21 protein-coding genes and 1 pseudogene are annotated in these 18,601 nt (G+C 62.0%); 5 read left to right on the top strand and 17 right to left on the bottom strand.

The window, feature by feature from the left end; translation table 11 throughout:
- The first annotated feature begins 8 nt into the window (after nucleotides 1-8).
- From THIX_RS16515 to THIX_RS16505, 3 genes are read left to right on the top strand one after another with little or no spacing between them, the layout of a single operon-like run.
- Nucleotides 9-1,394, top strand: a complete 1,386-nt coding sequence (locus tag THIX_RS16515; RefSeq protein ID WP_371412998.1) for an FAD-dependent oxidoreductase — start codon at nucleotides 9-11, stop codon at nucleotides 1,392-1,394.
- The gene (locus THIX_RS16510) at nucleotides 1,381-1,863 is read left to right on the top strand and encodes a CBS domain-containing protein (RefSeq protein ID WP_031406964.1); all 483 of its coding nucleotides are present in this window, start codon (nucleotides 1,381-1,383) and stop codon (nucleotides 1,861-1,863) included. Before THIX_RS16515 ends, THIX_RS16510 begins: the two co-directional genes overlap by 14 nt.
- A gap of 4 nt (nucleotides 1,864-1,867) precedes the next feature.
- Nucleotides 1,868-3,154, top strand: a complete 1,287-nt coding sequence (locus THIX_RS16505) for an arsenic transporter (RefSeq protein ID WP_112487045.1) — start codon at nucleotides 1,868-1,870, stop codon at nucleotides 3,152-3,154.
- Between the two features lie 26 nt (nucleotides 3,155-3,180).
- Here the strand turns inward: THIX_RS16505 and THIX_RS16500 are convergent, their stop codons facing one another.
- From THIX_RS16500 to THIX_RS16420, 17 genes and pseudogenes are all read right to left on the bottom strand, one after another.
- Nucleotides 3,181-3,576 (bottom strand): thioredoxin family protein, encoded by a 396-nt coding sequence (locus tag THIX_RS16500; RefSeq protein WP_112487044.1) that lies wholly within the window; start codon nucleotides 3,574-3,576, stop codon nucleotides 3,181-3,183.
- Complete coding sequence (locus tag THIX_RS16495) at nucleotides 3,573-4,136, bottom strand: CoxG family protein (protein WP_112487043.1); 564 nt, start codon at nucleotides 4,134-4,136, stop codon at nucleotides 3,573-3,575. The genes THIX_RS16500 and THIX_RS16495 overlap by 4 nt, the downstream gene beginning before the upstream one ends.
- Nucleotides 4,137-4,209: 73 nt before the next feature.
- A pseudogene (locus THIX_RS16490) lies at nucleotides 4,210-4,560 on the bottom strand (molybdenum cofactor biosynthesis protein MoaE); the annotation flags it as partial.
- Entirely contained in the window at nucleotides 4,451-4,708 is a 258-nt protein-coding gene (gene moaD, locus THIX_RS16485; protein ID WP_112487042.1) for a molybdopterin converting factor subunit 1, read from the bottom strand. The gene moaD and the pseudogene THIX_RS16490, both read right to left, overlap by 110 nt.
- Before the next feature lie 21 nt (nucleotides 4,709-4,729).
- Complete coding sequence (locus tag THIX_RS16480; RefSeq protein WP_158540930.1) at nucleotides 4,730-5,518, bottom strand: Crp/Fnr family transcriptional regulator; 789 nt, start codon at nucleotides 5,516-5,518, stop codon at nucleotides 4,730-4,732.
- Nucleotides 5,499-6,119 carry an Rrf2 family transcriptional regulator gene (locus tag THIX_RS24965; RefSeq protein ID WP_112487040.1) on the bottom strand — a complete coding sequence of 207 codons (621 nt, stop codon included), beginning with the start codon at nucleotides 6,117-6,119 and terminating at the stop codon, nucleotides 5,499-5,501. Before THIX_RS24965 ends, THIX_RS16480 begins: the two co-directional genes overlap by 20 nt.
- Nucleotides 6,120-6,255: 136 nt before the next feature.
- Nucleotides 6,256-7,551, bottom strand: a complete 1,296-nt coding sequence (gene glp / locus THIX_RS16470; RefSeq protein ID WP_112487039.1) for a gephyrin-like molybdotransferase Glp — start codon at nucleotides 7,549-7,551, stop codon at nucleotides 6,256-6,258.
- Nucleotides 7,536-8,234: a molybdenum cofactor guanylyltransferase MobA gene (mobA, locus tag THIX_RS16465; RefSeq protein ID WP_112488427.1), complete on the bottom strand. Its 699-nt coding sequence runs from the start codon at nucleotides 8,232-8,234 to the stop codon at nucleotides 7,536-7,538. The genes glp and mobA overlap by 16 nt, the downstream gene beginning before the upstream one ends.
- Before the next feature lie 56 nt (nucleotides 8,235-8,290).
- Nucleotides 8,291-9,457 carry a GTP 3',8-cyclase MoaA gene (moaA, locus tag THIX_RS16460; RefSeq protein ID WP_305798540.1) on the bottom strand — a complete coding sequence of 389 codons (1,167 nt, stop codon included), beginning with the start codon at nucleotides 9,455-9,457 and terminating at the stop codon, nucleotides 8,291-8,293.
- Nucleotides 9,458-9,530: 73 nt separating this feature from the next.
- The gene (gene petA, locus THIX_RS16455) at nucleotides 9,531-10,109 is read right to left on the bottom strand and encodes a ubiquinol-cytochrome c reductase iron-sulfur subunit (protein WP_112487037.1); all 579 of its coding nucleotides are present in this window, start codon (nucleotides 10,107-10,109) and stop codon (nucleotides 9,531-9,533) included.
- A 43-nt stretch (nucleotides 10,110-10,152) separates the two neighbouring features.
- Nucleotides 10,153-10,446 (bottom strand): hypothetical protein, encoded by a 294-nt coding sequence (locus THIX_RS16450; protein ID WP_112487036.1) that lies wholly within the window; start codon nucleotides 10,444-10,446, stop codon nucleotides 10,153-10,155.
- A 21-nt stretch (nucleotides 10,447-10,467) separates the two neighbouring features.
- A complete protein-coding gene (locus THIX_RS16445) occupies nucleotides 10,468-11,235 on the bottom strand; it encodes a nitroreductase (RefSeq protein WP_233224603.1) in 768 nt (255 codons plus the stop codon).
- Between the two features lie 102 nt (nucleotides 11,236-11,337).
- Complete coding sequence (locus THIX_RS16440; protein WP_233224760.1) at nucleotides 11,338-11,592, bottom strand: c-type cytochrome; 255 nt, start codon at nucleotides 11,590-11,592, stop codon at nucleotides 11,338-11,340.
- Nucleotides 11,593-11,992: 400 nt separating this feature from the next.
- The gene (locus THIX_RS16435; RefSeq protein ID WP_233224507.1) at nucleotides 11,993-12,361 is read right to left on the bottom strand and encodes a metalloregulator ArsR/SmtB family transcription factor; all 369 of its coding nucleotides are present in this window, start codon (nucleotides 12,359-12,361) and stop codon (nucleotides 11,993-11,995) included.
- A gap of 108 nt (nucleotides 12,362-12,469) precedes the next feature.
- Nucleotides 12,470-12,781 carry a c-type cytochrome gene (locus THIX_RS16430; protein WP_112486176.1) on the bottom strand — a complete coding sequence of 104 codons (312 nt, stop codon included), beginning with the start codon at nucleotides 12,779-12,781 and terminating at the stop codon, nucleotides 12,470-12,472.
- 150 nt (nucleotides 12,782-12,931) lie between these two features.
- The gene (locus THIX_RS16425; protein WP_112486175.1) at nucleotides 12,932-15,457 is read right to left on the bottom strand and encodes an arsenate reductase (azurin) large subunit; all 2,526 of its coding nucleotides are present in this window, start codon (nucleotides 15,455-15,457) and stop codon (nucleotides 12,932-12,934) included.
- Between the two features lie 27 nt (nucleotides 15,458-15,484).
- On the bottom strand, nucleotides 15,485-16,024 hold the full coding sequence (locus THIX_RS16420) for an arsenate reductase (azurin) small subunit (RefSeq protein WP_112486174.1): 540 nt from the start codon (nucleotides 16,022-16,024) through the stop codon (nucleotides 15,485-15,487).
- 209 nt (nucleotides 16,025-16,233) lie between these two features.
- Here THIX_RS16420 and THIX_RS16415 point away from each other — a divergent pair, with 209 nt between their 5' ends.
- Nucleotides 16,234-17,124: a PhnD/SsuA/transferrin family substrate-binding protein gene (locus THIX_RS16415; protein WP_112487034.1), complete on the top strand. Its 891-nt coding sequence runs from the start codon at nucleotides 16,234-16,236 to the stop codon at nucleotides 17,122-17,124.
- Nucleotides 17,125-17,135: 11 nt separating this feature from the next.
- The gene (locus THIX_RS16410) at nucleotides 17,136-18,566 is read left to right on the top strand and encodes a HAMP domain-containing sensor histidine kinase (protein ID WP_233224602.1); all 1,431 of its coding nucleotides are present in this window, start codon (nucleotides 17,136-17,138) and stop codon (nucleotides 18,564-18,566) included.
- The last annotated feature ends 35 nt before the right edge of the window (nucleotides 18,567-18,601 follow it).

Genomic DNA, 18,601 nt, shown 5'->3' with positions numbered 1-18,601 from the left:
CTGCGGGCATCAGCGCGGCGCTGCGGGCTCACGAGATCGATCCCCGAGCCGAGGTATCCGTCCTGTTGGCCGACGAGTACCCGAACTACAGCATCTGCGGCCTGCCCTTCTACCTCAGCGGCGAGACGCCGGATCACCGGCAGCTCGCCCATCGCACCGCATTCGACGGCATCGAAGTCCTGACGAACCATCGGGCCGTCGTCATTCATCCCGCGGGAAAGAGGGTCGATGTCGTGCGCGGGCCGAACGGCCGTGCGGAGACCTTGCGCTACGACCACCTGGTGATCGCGACCGGTGCCGTCCCGCTTCGTCCCCAAGGATTGCCCGGCCTCGACCTCCCCGGCGTTTATGGCCTGCACACCATGGCGGACGGCTTCGCGGTCCATCGCCATCTCACGACGGGCGAAGCGCGTTCGGCTCTTATTGTCGGTGCGGGCTATATCGGCGTCGAGATGGCCGACGCGCTGAGGCATCGGGGGGTCGATGTCACGCTCGTAAGTCAGACCGATCCCGTGTTCCCAAGCGTCGATCCGGCGTTCGGCAGGCTGATCGGGGAGGAATTGTCACGCCATGGCGTACGCGTCGTGGCTGGCTGCGCCGTCGAGCGCATCGAGACCGTCGGCGACCGGGGCGGTCTCACGGTGTCGGGTTCGGGCGGGTTTGCCGCGTCGGCCGATCTGGTGCTGGTCGCCACTGGCGCGCGACCCGACTCCACCCTTGCCGCCGCTGCGGGGATTGCGCTGGGGCCCTCGGGCGCCATCCGCGTCACGCAACGCATGGAGACTGCGATCCCTGGCATTGGGGCCGCCGGCGACTGCGCCGAGACCTGGCATCGGATACTCCAGCGGCCAGCGTACCTGCCGCTCGGGACGACCGCGCACAAGCAGGGCCGTGTGGCCGGCGAGAACGCTGTAGGCGGAGAGCGCTCTTTCGCGGGCTCGGTCGGCACCCAGACCATGAAGATGTTCGAACTCGCGATCGCGCGGACAGGCTTGCGCGAAGCCGAGGCGCGCATGGCCGGCTTTGATCCCGTCACCAGCGAGATCGAAACCTGGGATCACAAGGCCTATTACCCAGGCGCGCATAAGCTCCGCATCCGGGTGGCCGGCGATCGCCGCACTGGTCGTCTCCTGGGCGCGCAGATCCTCGGCCACTGGCGTTCGGAGGTGTCGAAACGCATCGACGTGTTCGCAGCAGCCCTGTTCCACGGCATGGGCGTCGAAGACTTGAACGATCTCGATCTCAGCTACACACCTCCGTTCAGCAGCCCCTGGGACCCGGTGCAGATGGGGGCGCAGGCCTGGATGAGCGCGGTGAAAACCGGTGCTGACAAGTCGTTCACCGCCGATCGACCCACAAATCTTGAGAAAGGAACACAGCATGAAAGTCCGTGACCTGATGACCCCGAACCCGATCCGGATCGCACCGGAGACGCCCGTGGCGGAGATCGCCCGCATCTTGATCGAGCACCGCATCAACGGCGTTCCGGTGACCGATGCCGAGGGACACCTGCTCGGCCTCGTGACCGAGGGCGACCTGGTGCATCGTGCGGCCGACGAGCGGTTGGAGCCGCGCGAATCGGTCTGGAAGGAGAACTTCTACCGCTCCGTGTTTCGCCGGCGTACGCCGGAGCCGGACAAGGCCGAGGGCCGCACGGCCGCGCAGGTCATGACGCGGGAAGTCCTCACCGTGGCACCCGAAGACCATGTCACCGTGGCCGCGCGTCTGCTGGTGGATCACAGCATCAAGTCCCTGCCGGTGATCGAGCACGAACGGCTGGTCGGCATGATCTCGCGCTTCGATCTGGTCAAGCGCCTGGCCAACAGCGGCCCGGATGCCTTCAACCCCATGCGCAAGAACTGAGCCGATGCTGATCGCACTGCTGATCTTCATCGCCACGCTCGTCTTGGTGATCTGGCAACCGCGCGGGCTGGGCATCGGCTGGAGCGCGACTTTCGGCGCCATTGCCGCCCTTCTGACCGGCGTGATTCATCTCGCCGATATTCCGGCGGTTTGGCACATCGTTTGGAACGCCACCATTACTTTCGTCGCCACCATCATCATCAGCCTGTTGCTCGATGAAGCCGGCTTTTTCGAGTGGGCGGCGCTGCGTGTGGCACGTTGGGGGCGCGGCAACGGGCGCGGACTCTTCGCCTTCCTGGTCCTGCTGGGCGCAGCCGTGGCGGCCTTGTTCGCCAATGACGGCGCAGCGCTGATTTTGACGCCGATCGTGATGGCGATGCTGCTGGCGCTCGGCTTCAGTCCGGCGGCAACACTGGCTTTCGTCATGGCCGCCGGCTTCATCGCCGATACGTCCAGCCTGCCATTGATGGTGTCCAACCTGGTCAATATCGTCTCGGCCAATTTCTTCAACATCGGCTTCAACGCATACGCCGCGATCATGGTCCCGGTGGATATCGCCGCGATCGCCGCCAGCTTGGCAGCGCTCTTGCTCTATTTTCGCCCCAGTATCCCGATACGCTACGACATGGCTTTGCTCAAACATCCCAACGCAGCAATCCTCGACCCTGCCACGTTCCGCATCGGGTGGGTGGTGCTGGCGCTCCTGCTGCTCGGGTACTTTGGTCTTGAACCGCTGGGTGTGCCGGTCAGCGCCGTCGCGGTCTTCGGTGCGCTGCTGCTCCTCGGCGTGGCTGCGCGCGGCCATGTCATCAGCACCCGGAAGGTGTTGCGCGAAGCGCCCTGGCAGATCGTCATTTTCTCGCTGGGGATGTATCTGGTGGTGTATGGCCTGCGCAACGCCGGAATCACTGGGTATCTGGCGGACCTGCTGAATGTTTTCGCCAACTATGGTGTCTGGGGCGCGGCGTTTGGCACGGGCGTGCTGACGGCATTCCTCTCCTCGGTGATGAACAACATGCCAACGGTCCTTGTGGGTGCGCTCTCCGTTGCGACGACGAACGCCACTGGCACGGTGCGCGAGGCCATGATCTATGCCAATGTCATCGGCTGTGATCTGGGGCCGAAGTTCACGCCCATCGGCAGTCTGGCCACCTTGCTCTGGCTGCACGTGCTCGCGCGCAAGGGCATGACCATCGGTTGGGGGTATTACTTCAAGGTGGGTGTCGTTCTGACACTACCCGTCTTGCTGATCACGCTGACCGCGCTCGCCCTGCGTCTGAAACTTGCTTGAAGCGTGGACATTGCCACGAGCGAAGCCTATTCCACGAAAGCTCGAGGATCGGGCAGTTCGGGTTGCGTTTGTGCGAGCTTTGCAGCCACTGCCGCTGCCTCATCCGCGGACAGGCAGGCGAATTCCTCGACCAGACGCATCCACACTCCAATCTGCGGTGGCAACGGGCCTCCATGCAGCAGCCAAGGGCCCCGCTGCACGACGATGGTGGGGAAGTTCTCCACCTCGTAGTCGCCCAGCGCTCCAAGCTCATCCTCCACATCCACCCACAGCATCTTGGCTCGGGGGATGCGCTCCGCCAGTGCCTGGAAATTAGCCTGCCACAGGTTGCACGCGACACACCACTGCGCACACAAGCAGGCCACGATCAAGGGTTCAGGGGTTGGCTCGCGGTCTGCGGCGGATGTCGCCTGCGCGTTCATGACTGCATGACGCCCCAGTAGAGGATGAACACGGCCACCAGCGTGGAGATGGCCCAGGCCCAGGGCGGCATCATGAACCACAGGCGCTCGACCATGCTGCCCGGGGCCTGGCCGGCCGCCTCGCCGCGCACATTGCGTTCGAAGCGGTTAAAAAAATCCTCGATCAGGCCCTTGACCGCCTGGTCCACCGCGCCTTGCCCCATCTGCGCAATGGCGCCGCCCACCTCTGCACTCGCCTGATAGTTCATCTGCGTGCCGCCGTCGGTCGGCTGCAGCGCGATGAGCGCGCGGCCGATGCCGAAGCCGGCATTGCCGCCGTTGCCCTCGAAGCGCAGCACATAGCTATGCGGCGGGTCCACATCCTCCAGCGTCAAGGTGCTGGAAAACCGCGTCTTGTAGCCGGCGATGTCGAGCACCTGCACGACCTCGAACTGCCCATCTCCGGTTTGCGTCACCGACTCGCAGCCGGGAATGCAAGCCTTGAGCATCTGGGTGGCATTGAGCGCCTCCCAGGTTTGCGCCGGGGTGAGTGGAATGTTGCGTTTGCCTTGGACGTCCATGGGGATGCCTCGAAACGATCGGATCCCCAGGCAACAAACGGTCCACGCGATGGATCACCGTCACGCCAAGCAAGGACCAGCGGCTTTGCGCCTCGGTCACCATCGCTGCGATGGATTTTTCGGTCATTCCTGGATAGTGCTCGAGTTCCGTCGCCTGCACGTCGGCCGACGCTGCGCCCTGTTCCGGATGGCTGTCGCGGCACACGCCCTCGAAGCAGACCACCGCGCCGATGTCGCGCCGGGTCTCGCGCAGTGCGCGCAACTCGGCGCCGGTGTCGAAGACTTCAGACTGGATGCGAATGGTGCTCACGACCTCACCCCCCGGTGACCGGCGGAAAAAATGCCACTTCGCATCCGGCCTGCAGCTCGGTTTGGGCGTCCCCCACCGTCTGGTTGCAGGCCATGCGCAAGGACCGCGCGGCATCCAACACCTGCGCATGGCGCTCACTTTGCGTCGTCAGCCAGACGCGCATCGCCCCCAGGGTGCGAATCTGCTCCGGCAGTTCATGGTCTTCCCGGCCAGTGCCGAGGCTCTCGCGCACATGGGCGAAATAACGAACCGTGATTTTCATGGGGATCTCCAGGGCGAAGTGTCAGGGGAGATGTCGGACCTGCGCGGGTGCATGCCCCATGCCGACAAATTGACCGCCAGATCGGCGGTGACGGACGGTGGATGGGGATGACGCCTGCGTGACCGTGGCAGCGCCACTTTCATGCTGCAGCCTCTTGGCGTCAGGCGCAACACCCGCGCCACGCTCCCGGGCCGAAACCGGTTTTCGGGCATGCACATAAGCATCAAGCGCGTCGCGTTCGATGGCGTAGCGGCCGAGCCCCAGACGTACGAGCCAACCCCGTTGCCTGAGTTGAGACAACGCTCTGCTGGCCGACTCCATTGCCACGCCGAGCAGGGCGGCTAGATCGTCCAGCTTGGGCAGCAACAGCGTATCGCTCCACGGCGGATCCGTCAGCGCCAACAGCAACTGCGCCATCCGGGGAGCAACGGGGCGTTGCCCCCCGTAGAGGCAGGACCAGTCGTCCGCCTGCCGCAGGGCGCGATGCCAACGTTCCATCATGTCCAGATCCAAATCGCACCGCCTTGTGTGCTCGTTCTGGAGCAGTGTGATGGGTATGCGGCAGACCCGCACGGTTTTGACCGGCGAAGCCCGATGAAGGAAGGGCTGGGCGACCAGACACTCCAATCCGATCACGTCCCCGCGTTTGGCGACCCGGGAAATCCGGCGCTGGCCGTCCGGTTCGATGCGATCCAGCGTGACGAGATTGGTGCGGATCACGAAAACATCGTCGCCATGTTTCCCAGGCTCATAGAGCGATTGCCTGGGGACATACTGCACGTCGTCAATTTCAGCGGAAACAGCGTCCAACTCCTCCAGGAGCCAATGCTTGAAGATGCACAGCGCGCGAATCGCGCATTGGTGGCATTTCGCGCGGTCCTTGCGAACGCCTTCGCCCTCGTGCTGTCGGGTCATCAAGTTTGCGCTCCTGGTTGGCTTGCGGCGCAGGGCGATGCCTTGGTGCTTCCCGCTGGAACTCATGGGAGCGTGCATTCTCACAGCATGGCATGCCCCGAGCAAGATCCTGCAGCGTGATCGCTTGTAAAAACTCCAGACTGCAGCGATTCAAGGCAGTCTCGAGTGCCCGCAATGCGGTGGCCTCCATGCTGGCCCTGTTCCGCGCTCCGATCAGCCGCCCATGGCCGGCCCCACCGGGCCCTTGTTGGCTCGCCAGGACGATATCCGCCGCGGTGATCGAACGCGGCGCGCGTGCCAGCCCATAACAATCGTCAGGGGCGGACTCGCAGCGCAGCAGTCCTGCGTCCATCAAGCGCTCGAACAAGGTTTTCAGGGTGGACGGGGCCATCTGCAGCGCCGCTCCGAGATCCTGCACGCTGGCGGACCCACTGCGCGCCCTGGCCAGAGCCAACATCACATCGAGTGCAAGCTGTTCCTGGCGGGTCGGTTTCATGCGTCGCCTCCGAATGTTTGCCCCAGGACCCGCTCGACGCGCGATCTTGTCCGCGGGAAACCCTCTTGCCTCGCCCACAGCCAAACAGACACCGATTCCACGAGAAGCTGGCCACGACGCGTTTGCAAGATTCGCATCACACCAGCCCTTCGAAGGGCAGGAAGTCCACCAGGTCGCCCGCCTGCACGCTGTCTTGTTCGTGGTGCAGCACGATGAAGCCGTCGGCCCGGCTCATGGAGCGCAGGATGCCGGAGCCCTGGTCGCCGGTGGTGCGTGCGCCCAGCCGGCCGTCGGGCCGGCGTTCGAGCACGGCGCGCTGGTATTCGGTGCGGCCGGGCCGCTTGCGCAGCGCGGTTTGCGCCACCACCGGCAACAGCGGCAGAGGCTGCATCGGCGCGCCCATCATGTGTAGCAGGGCCTCGCGCACGAAGTGGTAGAAGGTCACCATCACGGCCACCGGATTGCCGGGCAGGCCGAACAGCATGGCGCTGTGCGCGCCGCTCTCGATGCGGCCGAAGGCCATGGGTCGGCCCGGGCGCATGGCGATGCGCCAGAACACCACGTCGCCCAGCGTGGCCATAACCCTACGCAGGTGGTCGGCCTCGCTCACGCTCACGCCGCCCGAGGTGATGACGGCGTCGGCGTTCTCGCAGGCCTGGCGCAAGGCGGTTTCGAGCGCGGCGGGATCGTCGCGCACCACGCCCAGGTCCAGCACCTCGCAGCCGAGACGCTGCAGCATGGCCCACAGGGTGTAGCGGTTGCTGTCGTACACGCAGCCTTCGTCCAGCGTTTGACCAATGGAACGCAGCTCGTCGCCGCTGGACAGGAAGGCCACGCGCAGTTTGCGCCACACCATCACCTCGGCCGCTCCGAGCGATGCGGCCAGGCCGATGTCGGCCGGACGCAGCAGCTTGCCGGCTTGCAGCGCCGCCTCGCCGGCAAGCAGGTCTTCGCCGCGCGGACGGCAGTTGTCGCCCTGCCTGAGGACGCCGGCCGGGATGCGCACCCGATCGCCCTCGACCCGGCAGAACTCCTGCGGCACCACGGTGTCGCAACTCGCCGGCATGGCCGCTCCGGTCATGATGCGCAGGCAGCAGCCGGCCGGCACATCGCCTTCGAACCCATGCCCCGCAAGCCCGGTGCCCACCGTGCGCAGCACGGCCGAGCCATCGGCTGCCAGGTCGGCGCCGCGCAGGGCGTAGCCGTCCATGCCGGAGTTGTCGTGTCCCGGCACGTCCTGCGGGACGATCACGTCCTCGGCCAGCACGCGCCCGAGCGCGGCACGCAGGTCCACCCGCTCGGCCACGCGCACCGGCTGCACGAAGCGGCGGATGACCTCCTGCACCCGGCCCACCGGCAGGGCGTTGGGGTCGTAGCCGCTGACGCAACTGACCACCTGGGCCAAGTCGGGGGGTGCTAAGGGCTGGTCCATGGCGAGAGATCTCCGACTTGACCGTTATGCGCCATGCCTGAAGAAACCTGATCAGGTCCGGATTCGGCACGGCGCAAATCGTCCAGCGTGTTGAGATTCCAGATCGCTGCGTCACCCTCGAAATCCACCACGGCCGTCTTCAAACCATCGGCCCAGCCCAGTACCGAGCGACCGCCCGCGTGCAAGAACGCCTGCAGCGAATCTTGCAGTCGGACATGCATCAGGCTCATCACAGGATTGGTCCGGCCGGCCATGCGCGCCATCACGAAGTCGGCCTGGCTGGCTTCGAGGCAACGTGCCATGCTTGGGGCAAAGTTCTCCGGCAACCGGGGGCTGTCGCAGGGAACGACCAACACGTAGCGGGTCTTGCAGTGCTGCAATCCCGCCAGAATTCCAGCCAGAGGGCCATCGAACGCGGCGGGATCGGCATCGGTCAGGACCGGGACGCCGAAGCGCCTGTAGGCAGTGAGGTTGCGGTTGGCGCTGATGAGGACCTGCCCCACTTGGGGTTTGAGGTTCTCCAGGACGTGCTGGATCAAGGGAGTGCTACGGAATGGCTGCAAACCTTTGTCGAGCCCTCCCATGCGCGAGGCGCGGCCACCGGCGAGAATCAGGCCGGTCAGGACCTCGGCCGGGATCCCGCTTGCAAGAAGCGTGGACGCGCCGGTTAATGGCGATGTCATGGGCGTGGTCGTCGACCCATGTTTCTGCTGCGCATCCATGTCGGCGTGCACGCTGCTTAGCCTCCGATGTAAGACATCTCGACCTTGCGCTCCGAAGGCAATGCGCCGGAGGCCTGAAAGGCGCGAAGCTCGGAGTAGCGGTCGACGCGGCGACTCCAGATCTGCGCGAGCGCGGCGCGTAACTGCGCATCGCTGACAGGATCGCGGCCAGCCTGGGGGCTGTCGCGCAAAAGGGCTCGCAGGTCGTGGCCGTGGCTGGCAAACAGGCACAGATACAGCTTGCCCTCCATCGACAGACGGGCGCGGCTGCAGGTTCCACAGAATGCACGGCTCACGCTGGAGATCACGCCGATCTCTCCGCCGCCGTCGTCAAAGGCCCAACGCTGGGCCGTTTCTCCGGGGCGATGAGCTTCGAGCGGATGCAGGGGATGGTGCCGATGAATCTGATCCACCACCTCTTGCGACGGCAGCACTTCGTTCATGCACCAGCCGTTGGAGTTGCCCGCATCCATGTATTCGATGAAGCGCAGCACGATGCCGGTGCCCCGGAAGCGCTCGACCATGGGCAGGATTTGCGCATCGTTCGTTCCGCGCTTGACCACCATATTCACTTTCACCGGCCCCAACCCAACGGCCTGGGCAGTCTCGATTCCGCGCAGCACCTCGGCCACCGGGAAATCGACATCGTTCATGCGACGAAACACCGTGTCGTCGAGCGCGTCCAGGCTGACGGTCACGCGATCCAGCCCCGCGTCTTTGAGGGTCTGTGCCTTGCGCGCCAGGATCGAGCCGTTGGTGGTCATGGTCAACTCAGGTGGATGTCCATCCGGGGTGCGCAAGGTGTGCAACATCGCCACCAGGCGTTCCTGGCTTTTGCGCAACAGGGGCTCGCCGCCCGTCAATCGGATCTTGCGCACCCCAAGATCCATGAAGGCACGCGCGGCACGGGTGATTTCCTCGAAACTCAACAAATCGCGATGCGCCAGGAATGCATGCTCCTTGCCGAAGACCTCCTTGGGCATGCAGTAGGTGCAGCGGAAGTTGCAACGGTCGGTGACCGAAATGCGGAGATCATGCAAGGGACGACCCATCCGATCGGCCACCAGCCGCGCGGGCTTCGACACTTGCTTGGGAACGCTGGGCACGATACTGGCGTGGCGATGGTCGACGATGGGAATCGGCTGGCGCACCGGGGGATGTGCGACCGGCTCAGTATCGTTCACAGATCGCACAGGAGGCTGATCGATGGAGTGACTTGGGGGTCGCGCTTCAATGGGATCGGCCGTTCGTAAAACATCACGCCCTGTGCTTGCCAAGCAAGATTTTTTTGTCATTGATGAAGGCATAATCGGGTACGACCATGTTTGCCGGGGCTGGCATGTTTTTGAAGACTCTGGCAGCCAAGTCATAACGTGAGCCATGGCATGGGCACAAAAATCCGCCTGGCCAGTTATCTGGCAATCCTGGTTGCGCCCCAGGTGTGGCCCGAAGATTCGGGGCGCAACCCAAATGGGTGCAAATGTCGATGAATACAAAATATTCGGGTTTGATGGATCGCCATTGGTTCTGCGCCCATGGTGGTGTGGAATACTGCGTATTTTTTGAAAACGGATCGGCAACAAGATTCTGGGTCATCTTCAGGGAAGCGAGCATCTGCGGGGTTCGGCGCAAAACCCAAACGGGCTGGCCACGCCACAACACAATGAGTTTTTGGCCTGGTTGTATTGGACTGATGTCCAGTTCGATCGGTTCGCCATTGACTCTGGCCACATCGGACGGTTCCATCGATTCAACGAAGGGAACCGCTGTGGCAGCGGTTCCCACGCAAGCCGAGACGCCCGTGGCAATCAGCCAGATTCTACGTTTTGGATCCATGAAAATACCTCCATCGGGAAGGCCACGCGCAATGTTTTGATGTTCATTCGAGAATACTGTGTTTCAGGTTTGCGCCACGCCGATCCGTCCATTTCTCACCAATCTCGGAGCTGTGGTAATGAATCAGGTGGATATGATCCGATGCAGACTGATTGATGGTCACTCGATAAACCGCAACACCATAATCCGGATGCCGATCCCGCTCGGCCCGCGCCAAGCGATCCACCACGTCGAGCGAGCCCACGGCGATGACGTAACTCCGGTGCTCGGGTTCGCCGTGGTGGAAGGCCTGCGCGAAATAAAGGAAGTCTTTCGCGGGATACGTCTGTGACGTCATGATTCAACTCCCTGGGGGTTTCTAAAGTGTGCGGACAAACACGTCCGGGGATGGCCGATTCCGGCTAGCCTTGGCGGTTTTGACGGTTCCAGTGGCGATGAAACACACAGCCTGCTCATGCGCCTCAAGCCCAAACAGCGTGCGCAACGCGAGGGACTGCATGGCTTGGCCGCTGACCAGACCGGCACCGAATCCTTGAGCGTGGGCCATGAGCAGCATGTTTTGGAGCGCGCAGCCCAACGAAACGAAGCGCTCGGCCACGGGAATGTCTGGATTTTTTCCTTGCATTTCGACGATCGCCAGGGCGAGGAACGGTGCGCGTTGCGCCTTGTCCCGCGCATTCTGAAGTTGCTGCGCGGTCGCTTGCGGGTCACGCTCGAGCAAGGCCGCAGCAAAGGCTTCACCCAGTTGTCCACGTGCTGCCTCGGAAACCCGGACGAATCGCCAGGGCAGGATCAGGCCATGATCCGGAGCCTGTGCCGCGGCTTCGAACAGGGTTTGGACTTGCTCGGACGTCGGCCCCGGAGCCACGAGACGCTTGGGGGAGGTTTGCTGACGCTTGCGGATCAGTTCAAGTGTCCCATCGGCGGTGTCGAAATCATCCATGTATTCAGGGGCGTTAGGACAGATCGAGAGTGTTGAGATGCGGATCGAAGCTTGGCCGGAAAGCAGCAGCCCATCGTTCAGCCCGGTCCCACACGAAATCGATGGCGGCGGCCAGCACCAGGGCCGTGATGCGCCGCTGCAACCGGGTGCCGAGGTCACGAGGCCTCGTGCGTCGAGCCGCATGGCCTTGCGGCACTCACACCGGCGCTGCTGGGTTGTGCGCGCTTGGGTGATCACTTCGCCCCTGTCCAAGACCGCCTTGCGGATAACGGATGCCATGGCTGCTCACCTCGCCTTGTTCAGGCCCAGAATCCAGGTCACCAGATCCTTGGCCTGGGTCGGGGTCACATCGGTGTTGGCCGGCATCGGCACCGGGCCCCAGGTGCCGACATGGCCGTGCAGCACCGCATTGACCAGCATCTGCTCGGCACCGGGTTTGCCCGCGTATTTCTCGGCCACGGCCTCGTACGCGGGGCCGACGACCTTGTGATCGGCGGCATGACAGGTCAGGCAGTTCTTCCGCCGGGCCAGGGTCAGCATGGCCGAAGCGCTGGTGCCGCCCACAGGCGCGTGGGCGGTGGCCGGTGTCTTGGCCTGGGCGTTCGGTGTCGGCGCTGCCGCGGAGAGCGAGGCGGCGTTCCACTTTTCGGCCATTCGAGGGCCGGATGCGACCACGAGTTGTGCCACTGGTGCAATGCGCCGAGCGATGGCGCGGGTGGACATCGGCGACGAATCCGGGTTTGGTCCCACTGTGTTGGACAGGTAGGAAGCGATCAGAAGCAGGACGATCACGGGCAGCGCGAAGCTCGCCGGGATGATCAGGAGCAGCTTGCGCAGGGTCGCCCCGAACGGCAGTTCGTGCGTGGGTGTGGGTTTGGAGCGCGAGGCTGGTGGGGTATGCATGGCGGTGAGGTCTGATCAAGTGCTGTTGCACGCGCCCTCAATGGCCTGGGCAAACGATCTTGCACAGATCGGCCACGAAGGTGTTGCGGATGCGGTACGTCACCGACTGACCGCTCCTCGACCGATCCACAATGCCGATCTGGTGCAGTTGGCGCAAATGCAGGGACGTGTTGGGCTGGCTGCTGCCGATCCGGTTGGCAATCTGCTGCACGTTCATGTCCTGCTCGCGCAGGTGGCAAACGATGCTCAATCGCATCGGGGATGACAGGGCGGCGAACAATTCGGCAGCGGCCTCGAAGACCGCAGTGACGTCATCCTCCCGCGTGCCGAGAGGCCTGCGCAAGATTTGTCCGCGCAAACCCGTGTTGCTGCCCATGTCGCGGGCAAAAGGAAGTTGGTAGCGCATGCTTGGCGGTGTGGAAAGACGGGAACTCCCTGAGAGATTGTGGGCGGTTACGCCAGCCGATGCCTCTTTCAATGAGGCCTCGGCTGCTCCGCCTTCTGGCCTACGGGCTTACTTCAGACTCAAAATCCACTCGACCAACTGCTTGGCCTGCGCCGGGGTGACATCGGTGTTGGCCGGCATCGGCACCTGACCCCAGGTGCCGACATGGCCATGCAACACGGCATTGACCAGCATTTGCTCGGCACCGGGCTTGCCAGCGTATTTCTCGGCCACGGCCTTGTAGGCGGGGCCAACGATCTTGGCGTCCAGCGCATGGCAGCCCAGGCAGTTCTTCTGCTTGGCCAAAGCCAACATGTCAGGGGCGGCCCAGGCTTGGGCTGCGAACAAGGCCAGGGATGTGCACAAAAGAAGTTTGTTCATCGTGTTCCTCAGTTTTGATGGCTTGACATGGAATGCACTGACTCCCGCATTCAAAAAATGGGCTCCAGGGTAGGAGCCCAAGGAACTGCCGCCCGAGGAGGAGGACAGCGGTTCCCCCAGGCCATCTCGGCCTGGGAGAATGGGGGCGATTCAAACCCCGTACATGCGGCTCTTGGTCGAGACCGTACGTTTCCAGTCGGGCATCGGGCCGACCCGACGAATGTCGGCCCAGGTTCCCTTGTGGTACTCGAGGAAATGCACATCCGTTGCGGTGGTCACCACGGAACCCACGACCCCTTTGGGCGCGCCGAAAACGACGAAGGACTGGTTGAGCTTGATGGTCGGCTCCGGGTAGGCCATTGCCATCGTGGTGCCGTAGTCGTTGTAGATTTCAACCACATCGGTCGGCTTGACGCCGAGGGTCGCCATATCCGCAGGATTCATCTGGATCACCGCCATCGGGTAACGGTCCATGATGAAGGGGTCGTATTGGTTGTTGTACCAAGACTGCCAGACTTCGTTGAACCGGCCGTTGTTGATCCAGAATTTGTACTTGGCCTTGACCTCGGCTGCCTGTTTGAGCCAACCATCCCACTTCGCTGGAAAGACCTGGATCTTGCCATTGGGCGTGTCGAACTTGTCGTCGGGATAAAGCGTCGGCGAACCCAGCAGCTTGTCTCCATCAACCTGCTTGATCGGCATCTGCACGCCGTTGTTGCCAGCTTTGCGCAGCAGTGCGTACGTGGCCATGTAGCCCGTGGCGTAACCTTCACTGTCGATTTTGGGTGCGCCCGGTCGACCGACCTGGCGGAATCCATCGTTGAAGGCATCTTCCGGGGTTGTCCACTCGAAACCTTCGAAGCGCTTGGCCATCTTGGCATTGCCTTCGGCCTCGTACATCACGCGAATGGTGTTGGCGATTCGCGCTGCGGTCAGACAGTCGGGCAAGGCTTCGCCTGGGGGATCGATGAACTTCTCGGACATGCGCAGGCGGCGCTCACCGTTCATCGAGGTGTGGTTCATTTCTCCCGGCAGAGCGCCCGGAAACATCACATGGGCCGCCTCGGCAATCATGGTGGGATAGATATCCATCATTCCAACAAACAACCCGCCCTTTTGCGTTGCCTTGTAGATCACGTCCACCATCTCCTTGGGCGTGGCGCCACGTGCCTGGCCCATGGCCTGTTTGACGATCTGACTGCGGCGAATGACGGCTTCGCGCAGAGCCTGGGCATTGTTGGTGGTCTGGAAGGTGTTGCACGCCCAGAACGTCATCATCTTGCCCTTGCCATTGATGAGGTAGGTATCAACCTCGATCAACTTGTCATGGCGCGGAATGGGAAAGTCGGCGGCCGGATAGCGGGACTTGGGTTCCGGATATGGGGGCCGTGTGTAACCTTCCTGGTGACCGCCCATGCGCACCCAGCCTGTCCCACGTCGGCTGCCCACATTGTGCGTGGCCACGACAACGGCACCAATGGCTTGTTCGGTGACGTAGTTGTTGTTGCCCCAGATGATGCCTTTCTCGAAGGCATGCATGGTGCGTGGCTGCTTACCCGGAGCCTTGGGTTTGTAGCTCCACTCCGCAGCCTGCTTGATCTGCGCCACCGAAACGCCGGTGATGCGACTGCACTCGTCCAACGACATGGCGTTGGCCTTGACAGCCGCCTCGAAACCTTCCGTGTGGTTGGCAATGAAGTCCTTGTTGATCCAGCCTTGATCGACGATGTAGGTCAACAAGCCATTGAACAGGGCGCCATCGCTCCCGGGATTGATCGCCAAGTGCAGAACCTGATCCTTGGCCAGATCCTCACAAATCGAAATCGACGGATTGCGGCGCGGATCGACGAAGATGAATTTGCCAGGACCGACCGGTTCGCCGGGGAACATTTTCTTCTTCTTGTCCACGGTGCCGCCCTGCAGATTGGGCAGCCAGTGCACGAGGAAGTAATTCGTCTGGTTTTCATAAGGATTGTTGCCGATGGACCAGATGACGTCAGCCAATTCGGCATCCTCGTAGCTGTTATTCAACTCGAAAATGCCCATGTCACGGTTGCCGAAGCATTCGGAGTTGTACGCCGGACGGTTGTGGATGCGCACCGTCGGGGTCTGGATACCGGTGAAGATCAGCTTGCCGGTGCCCCACGTGTTCTCGAAACCTCCGCCGGCGCCCCCATGGTCAAACATGGCCACAGCGATCTCATCCGGACCATCTTCGTCCAGAATTTTTTTGACCATGCCACCATAAACTTGGGAGGCGTAGTCCCAGGAAGTGTCCATCCACTGGTCACCATAGTAGACACGGGGATGAAGCAGACGCTCTTTGGTGAGGCCATCGGCGTTGTAGAAGTAGGAAGCCATTTTGCCCCCCCGGGTTGAGCTCAGCCCCTGGTTGACGACGCAGGCCTTGTCCGGCACGATCATGACGGCTTTACGCTTGCCATTCTTGTCGGTCAGCACATTGGTCATCGCCGGGGTCATGATGGTGGCGAAGGGTGGAAGTTGCTTGCGAAAATCGAGCCCCAGCGCGTTCTGGTTGGGCGCACGTCCGCCCTCGCGGTCAGCATCCCAGGTGTAGGCGTGGTAGCCACAGCCCACGATGCAGAAATGGCAGGTCAAATTGGTTTTTTGCGCATCTGCCGGCGGCAGCGCGACACGATCCTTGAATTGCGACATGGTGTTCGTCTCCTGACGGTGATGGGCTTACAGCACGTTGGCCTGGCGGCCGTAGATCAGGCCGGTGACGGCCACGGCGCGAACACTGTCGGAGGCCGGGTCGTACTCGAGTTGGATTTGCGGCAGATCTTCGGTCGCCTGGCCGCAGATCATCTGACCCGACTTCTCGGGATCGAACATGCTGTAGTGACAGGGGCACTTGAAACGCTGCGTGGCCGGGTCGTACATCAAGGGGCAGCCCATGTGGGTGCAAAGGTTGCTGTACGCCACGATGTCACCGTCGGGGCCAACGCCGCCTGCGACACGCTGCCCCATCTTGATGGCCACGCAAGGCGAGTCGCCATCCGGATAGCTGAACGACACGGGTGTGTTGGCCTGCATGCTTTGGGCCTTGCCGACGGAGATCTTGGGATACGGCAGTACTGCGGCGCCGGCGGCGGCCTGGATAGCGGCTTGGTTATTCCCCGCCGCCACGGCGGAGCCGACCGGGCTGACGGCCGCTCCGACCCCTGCTACGCTCGTGCCGGCAACTTTCAGGAAAATCCGGCGTGATACTTTTTCAGTCATGATGCCTCCTCGAAGTGGTAAATCACAGAACAGCCGATTTACCATTGCAAGACACATGCCTGCCCTGCCTCAATCATGGCCGAGCATAAAAATCAACAACTTGCGGATTTTCTGTTGGCTGGAAGATGGGAATGTTGCCGACCGAGCGTTACTGTATTGAAACCCTGATTTGAAGTATCGTTTCGTTTCCGTAACATTGGACGTCAATCATGGATCGCAGGGCTACCCTCAAAATACTTGGCGCAACATGGGCAAATCCTGCGCTAGCTCAACACAGCCAAATTCCAAGATCAAAACCATTCCGGTTCGGCGTCACCGACGTTTTTTTGCACGATGTCGCCATTCCAAAATGGCAAGATTTCCTGCAAACTGAACTTCGCATGCCTGTTCAGATGATCCAAAAAGCTACCTATCAGGAAGCGCTCGAAGCGTTGCGTTCCGATGAGATGGAGGCCGCTTGGATTTGTGGCTTTCCCTATGTCGTGGCGCGGGGATTCGTCCGCCTGTGCGCGCAGCCTGGCTGGCATGGTCAACCCTGGTATCAGAGTTATCTCATCACGTCGGCCAAACGCACGGCACCGCATAGCCTTCCCGGTTTGAAAGGCGATGTTTTCGCATTCGACGATCCTTTATCGAATTCAGGATACCTAGTACCAGTTGTCGCTTTACGTTCCCTGAACCAAACGCCACAGAATTTTTTCAGAGCGACGTTTTTTACCTATTCACTCCATAAAGTTGTCGAGGCGGTCGCCAGCGGTTTGGCAGACTCTGGTACCGTCGATGGATATATTTGGGAAGTCCTCCTGAAAAATGGCTCGTCTTCAGCCTTGAAAACTCGCATCGTCGCCAAGTCCAGGCACTACGGATTCCCTCCCATCGTGACGCGTAAAAACCTGGATATGGGCTTACATCTGCGCCTACAAAATGCATTATTGAAGGCACAAACCACCCAACAAGGCCGGGCACTTCTGCAAAGTCTCGATTTGGAGAGTTTTCTTTTGCCTCAGGAGGCGTGGTTCTTGGGTATTCAGGAACTCACGGAAATTTTGAATGGCACCCATCCCCCCATTCCGCTGAGTGAGATTTACGAATCGGCATGAATCTTGTGCGCTTGGCATTACCACAATCCCTGTTATTTCGCCTGCCGCTGGTCGCTGCAACGTTGGTCGTGTTGACCGCTTTGTTGGTGGCCTCCGGCCTCGGATGGCTAACCCAGCGCTACTTGATCGAGGATGTGGATGCGGGCGCTTTTCAAGCCATGGCTGCCTGGAACAAGAGCCTGCCTTCTTTGATTCAACAAGACAACGTCTGGGGCATGTACGAGGCGCTGACCTCGGTCACCTCGGCTGAAACCGGTCGAGGCAGTGTGCAAAGCCTGGCTGTCGTGCTAACCCCGGGCGGAAGCGTGTTCGCCAGTTCGAATCCTCACTTGTTCCCGACTGCCAGGCCACCCGACTGGGCTCCGCTCTGGGCACCGGGCACGTTGAAACTCTCATCGCTGGACAATCTGGAGGGGCGTCACCGACCTGGGCTTTCACCTCCCATTCAGAGCGGCCACTGGCGCATTTACGTCAGCGCATTGCGCGGTGGTTCAGGCCCAAGCGCAGGCACCTTGGTCTATGCGGTGAGCGATGCGCTGTACCGCTCCCGGCTGCTATCCATGCTGTGGTGGATCGGAAGCATCACGGCGTTTGCCGTTGCGCTCTTCGTGCCCATTATCTGGATGCTCAATCGGCGCATGCTCAGCCCTCTGGCGAGGTTGCGGCAGTCGATGGCACTGGACAACGGCCAGGCGCAGCAGGTGGGTTCGGCGCTTGCGGGCCGCGCGGACGAGGTCGGTGCATTGGCGCGTGCCTTTACTCAATTGCTGGAACAGGTCGAGCAATCCCGGCGTGCCGACAAACTCGCCGCAGTCGGAGCCCTGGCTGCGGCCACGGCTCATGAAATCAACAACCCACTGGGAGGCATGATCAATGCCGTGCGTACCGCGAAGCGCTTCGGAAGCTTCGACGACACCACACAGCAAACCCTGAATCTACTCGACCGCGGCCTCGAACAATTGCGCACCATTGCTCAAGCGTTGCTGGCTCAGACACGCCCCGCCGAGCGTGATCTCCTGCAGCAGGATCTATGCGATCTGGCGGAACTTGTCGGACCCTGCCGCCACGAGCGCCAGATTGCCTTGCAAACCGGGTTCGACGTGCCCGAGAGCATCCCTCTGGCCGCCGGCCCCGTGCGGCAGGCCACGCTCAATATTCTGCTCAATGCCTGTCACGCCGCGCTGGTGGGCTCCACGCTGGTTTTCGCGGCTGAGCTTTCAGCCGCTGCTGGGACTTTGCGGATCACGGTGCGCAATCAAGGGGCCGCACCGCCTATGACGGCCATGGGCGGCGATAACCCATCCGGGCTTCCCTCCACGTCCGGCTTCGGACTGTGGGAAAGTCGCAGGTTGCTGTCGGACATCGGTGGCAGTCTGACCCTGTCGCACGCAGCGGGCACGACGACAGCCATGATCGAAATCCCGCTACGCCACTCGGGCTGATTCACATTACATTTGATGAATGCGACCGCAAGAGC

Origin of the sequence: Thiomonas sp. X19 (assembly GCF_900089495.1) — a bacterium.
Lineage (GTDB): Bacteria > Pseudomonadota > Gammaproteobacteria > Burkholderiales > Burkholderiaceae_C > Thiomonas_A.
This window is presented reverse-complemented; position numbering and strand designations above follow the sequence as displayed.

Bases quoted from the DNA above. Each gene is read 5' to 3' on its own strand.
- THIX_RS16510 (WP_031406964.1), top strand. From the start codon at position 1,381: ATGAAAGTCCGTGACCTGATGACCCCGAACCCGATCCGGATCGCACCG.
- THIX_RS16505 (WP_112487045.1), top strand. From the start codon at position 1,868: ATGCTGATCGCACTGCTGATCTTCATCGCCACGCTCGTCTTGGTGATC.
- THIX_RS16500 (WP_112487044.1), bottom strand. From the start codon at position 3,576: ATGAACGCGCAGGCGACATCCGCCGCAGACCGCGAGCCAACCCCTGAA.
- THIX_RS16495 (WP_112487043.1), bottom strand. From the start codon at position 4,136: ATGGACGTCCAAGGCAAACGCAACATTCCACTCACCCCGGCGCAAACC.
- moaD (WP_112487042.1), bottom strand. From the start codon at position 4,708: ATGAAAATCACGGTTCGTTATTTCGCCCATGTGCGCGAGAGCCTCGGC.
- THIX_RS24965 (WP_112487040.1), bottom strand. From the start codon at position 6,119: ATGAAACCGACCCGCCAGGAACAGCTTGCACTCGATGTGATGTTGGCT.
- glp (WP_112487039.1), bottom strand. From the start codon at position 7,551: ATGGACCAGCCCTTAGCACCCCCCGACTTGGCCCAGGTGGTCAGTTGC.
- mobA (WP_112488427.1), bottom strand. From the start codon at position 8,234: ATGACATCGCCATTAACCGGCGCGTCCACGCTTCTTGCAAGCGGGATC.
- petA (WP_112487037.1), bottom strand. From the start codon at position 10,109: ATGGATCCAAAACGTAGAATCTGGCTGATTGCCACGGGCGTCTCGGCT.
- THIX_RS16450 (WP_112487036.1), bottom strand. From the start codon at position 10,446: ATGACGTCACAGACGTATCCCGCGAAAGACTTCCTTTATTTCGCGCAG.
- THIX_RS16445 (WP_233224603.1), bottom strand. From the start codon at position 11,235: ATGCGGCTCGACGCACGAGGCCTCGTGACCTCGGCACCCGGTTGCAGC.
- THIX_RS16440 (WP_233224760.1), bottom strand. From the start codon at position 11,592: ATGCTGACCCTGGCCCGGCGGAAGAACTGCCTGACCTGTCATGCCGCC.
- THIX_RS16435 (WP_233224507.1), bottom strand. From the start codon at position 12,361: ATGCGCTACCAACTTCCTTTTGCCCGCGACATGGGCAGCAACACGGGT.
- THIX_RS16430 (WP_112486176.1), bottom strand. From the start codon at position 12,781: ATGAACAAACTTCTTTTGTGCACATCCCTGGCCTTGTTCGCAGCCCAA.
- THIX_RS16425 (WP_112486175.1), bottom strand. From the start codon at position 15,457: ATGTCGCAATTCAAGGATCGTGTCGCGCTGCCGCCGGCAGATGCGCAA.
- THIX_RS16420 (WP_112486174.1), bottom strand. From the start codon at position 16,024: ATGACTGAAAAAGTATCACGCCGGATTTTCCTGAAAGTTGCCGGCACG.
- THIX_RS16415 (WP_112487034.1), top strand. From the start codon at position 16,234: ATGGATCGCAGGGCTACCCTCAAAATACTTGGCGCAACATGGGCAAAT.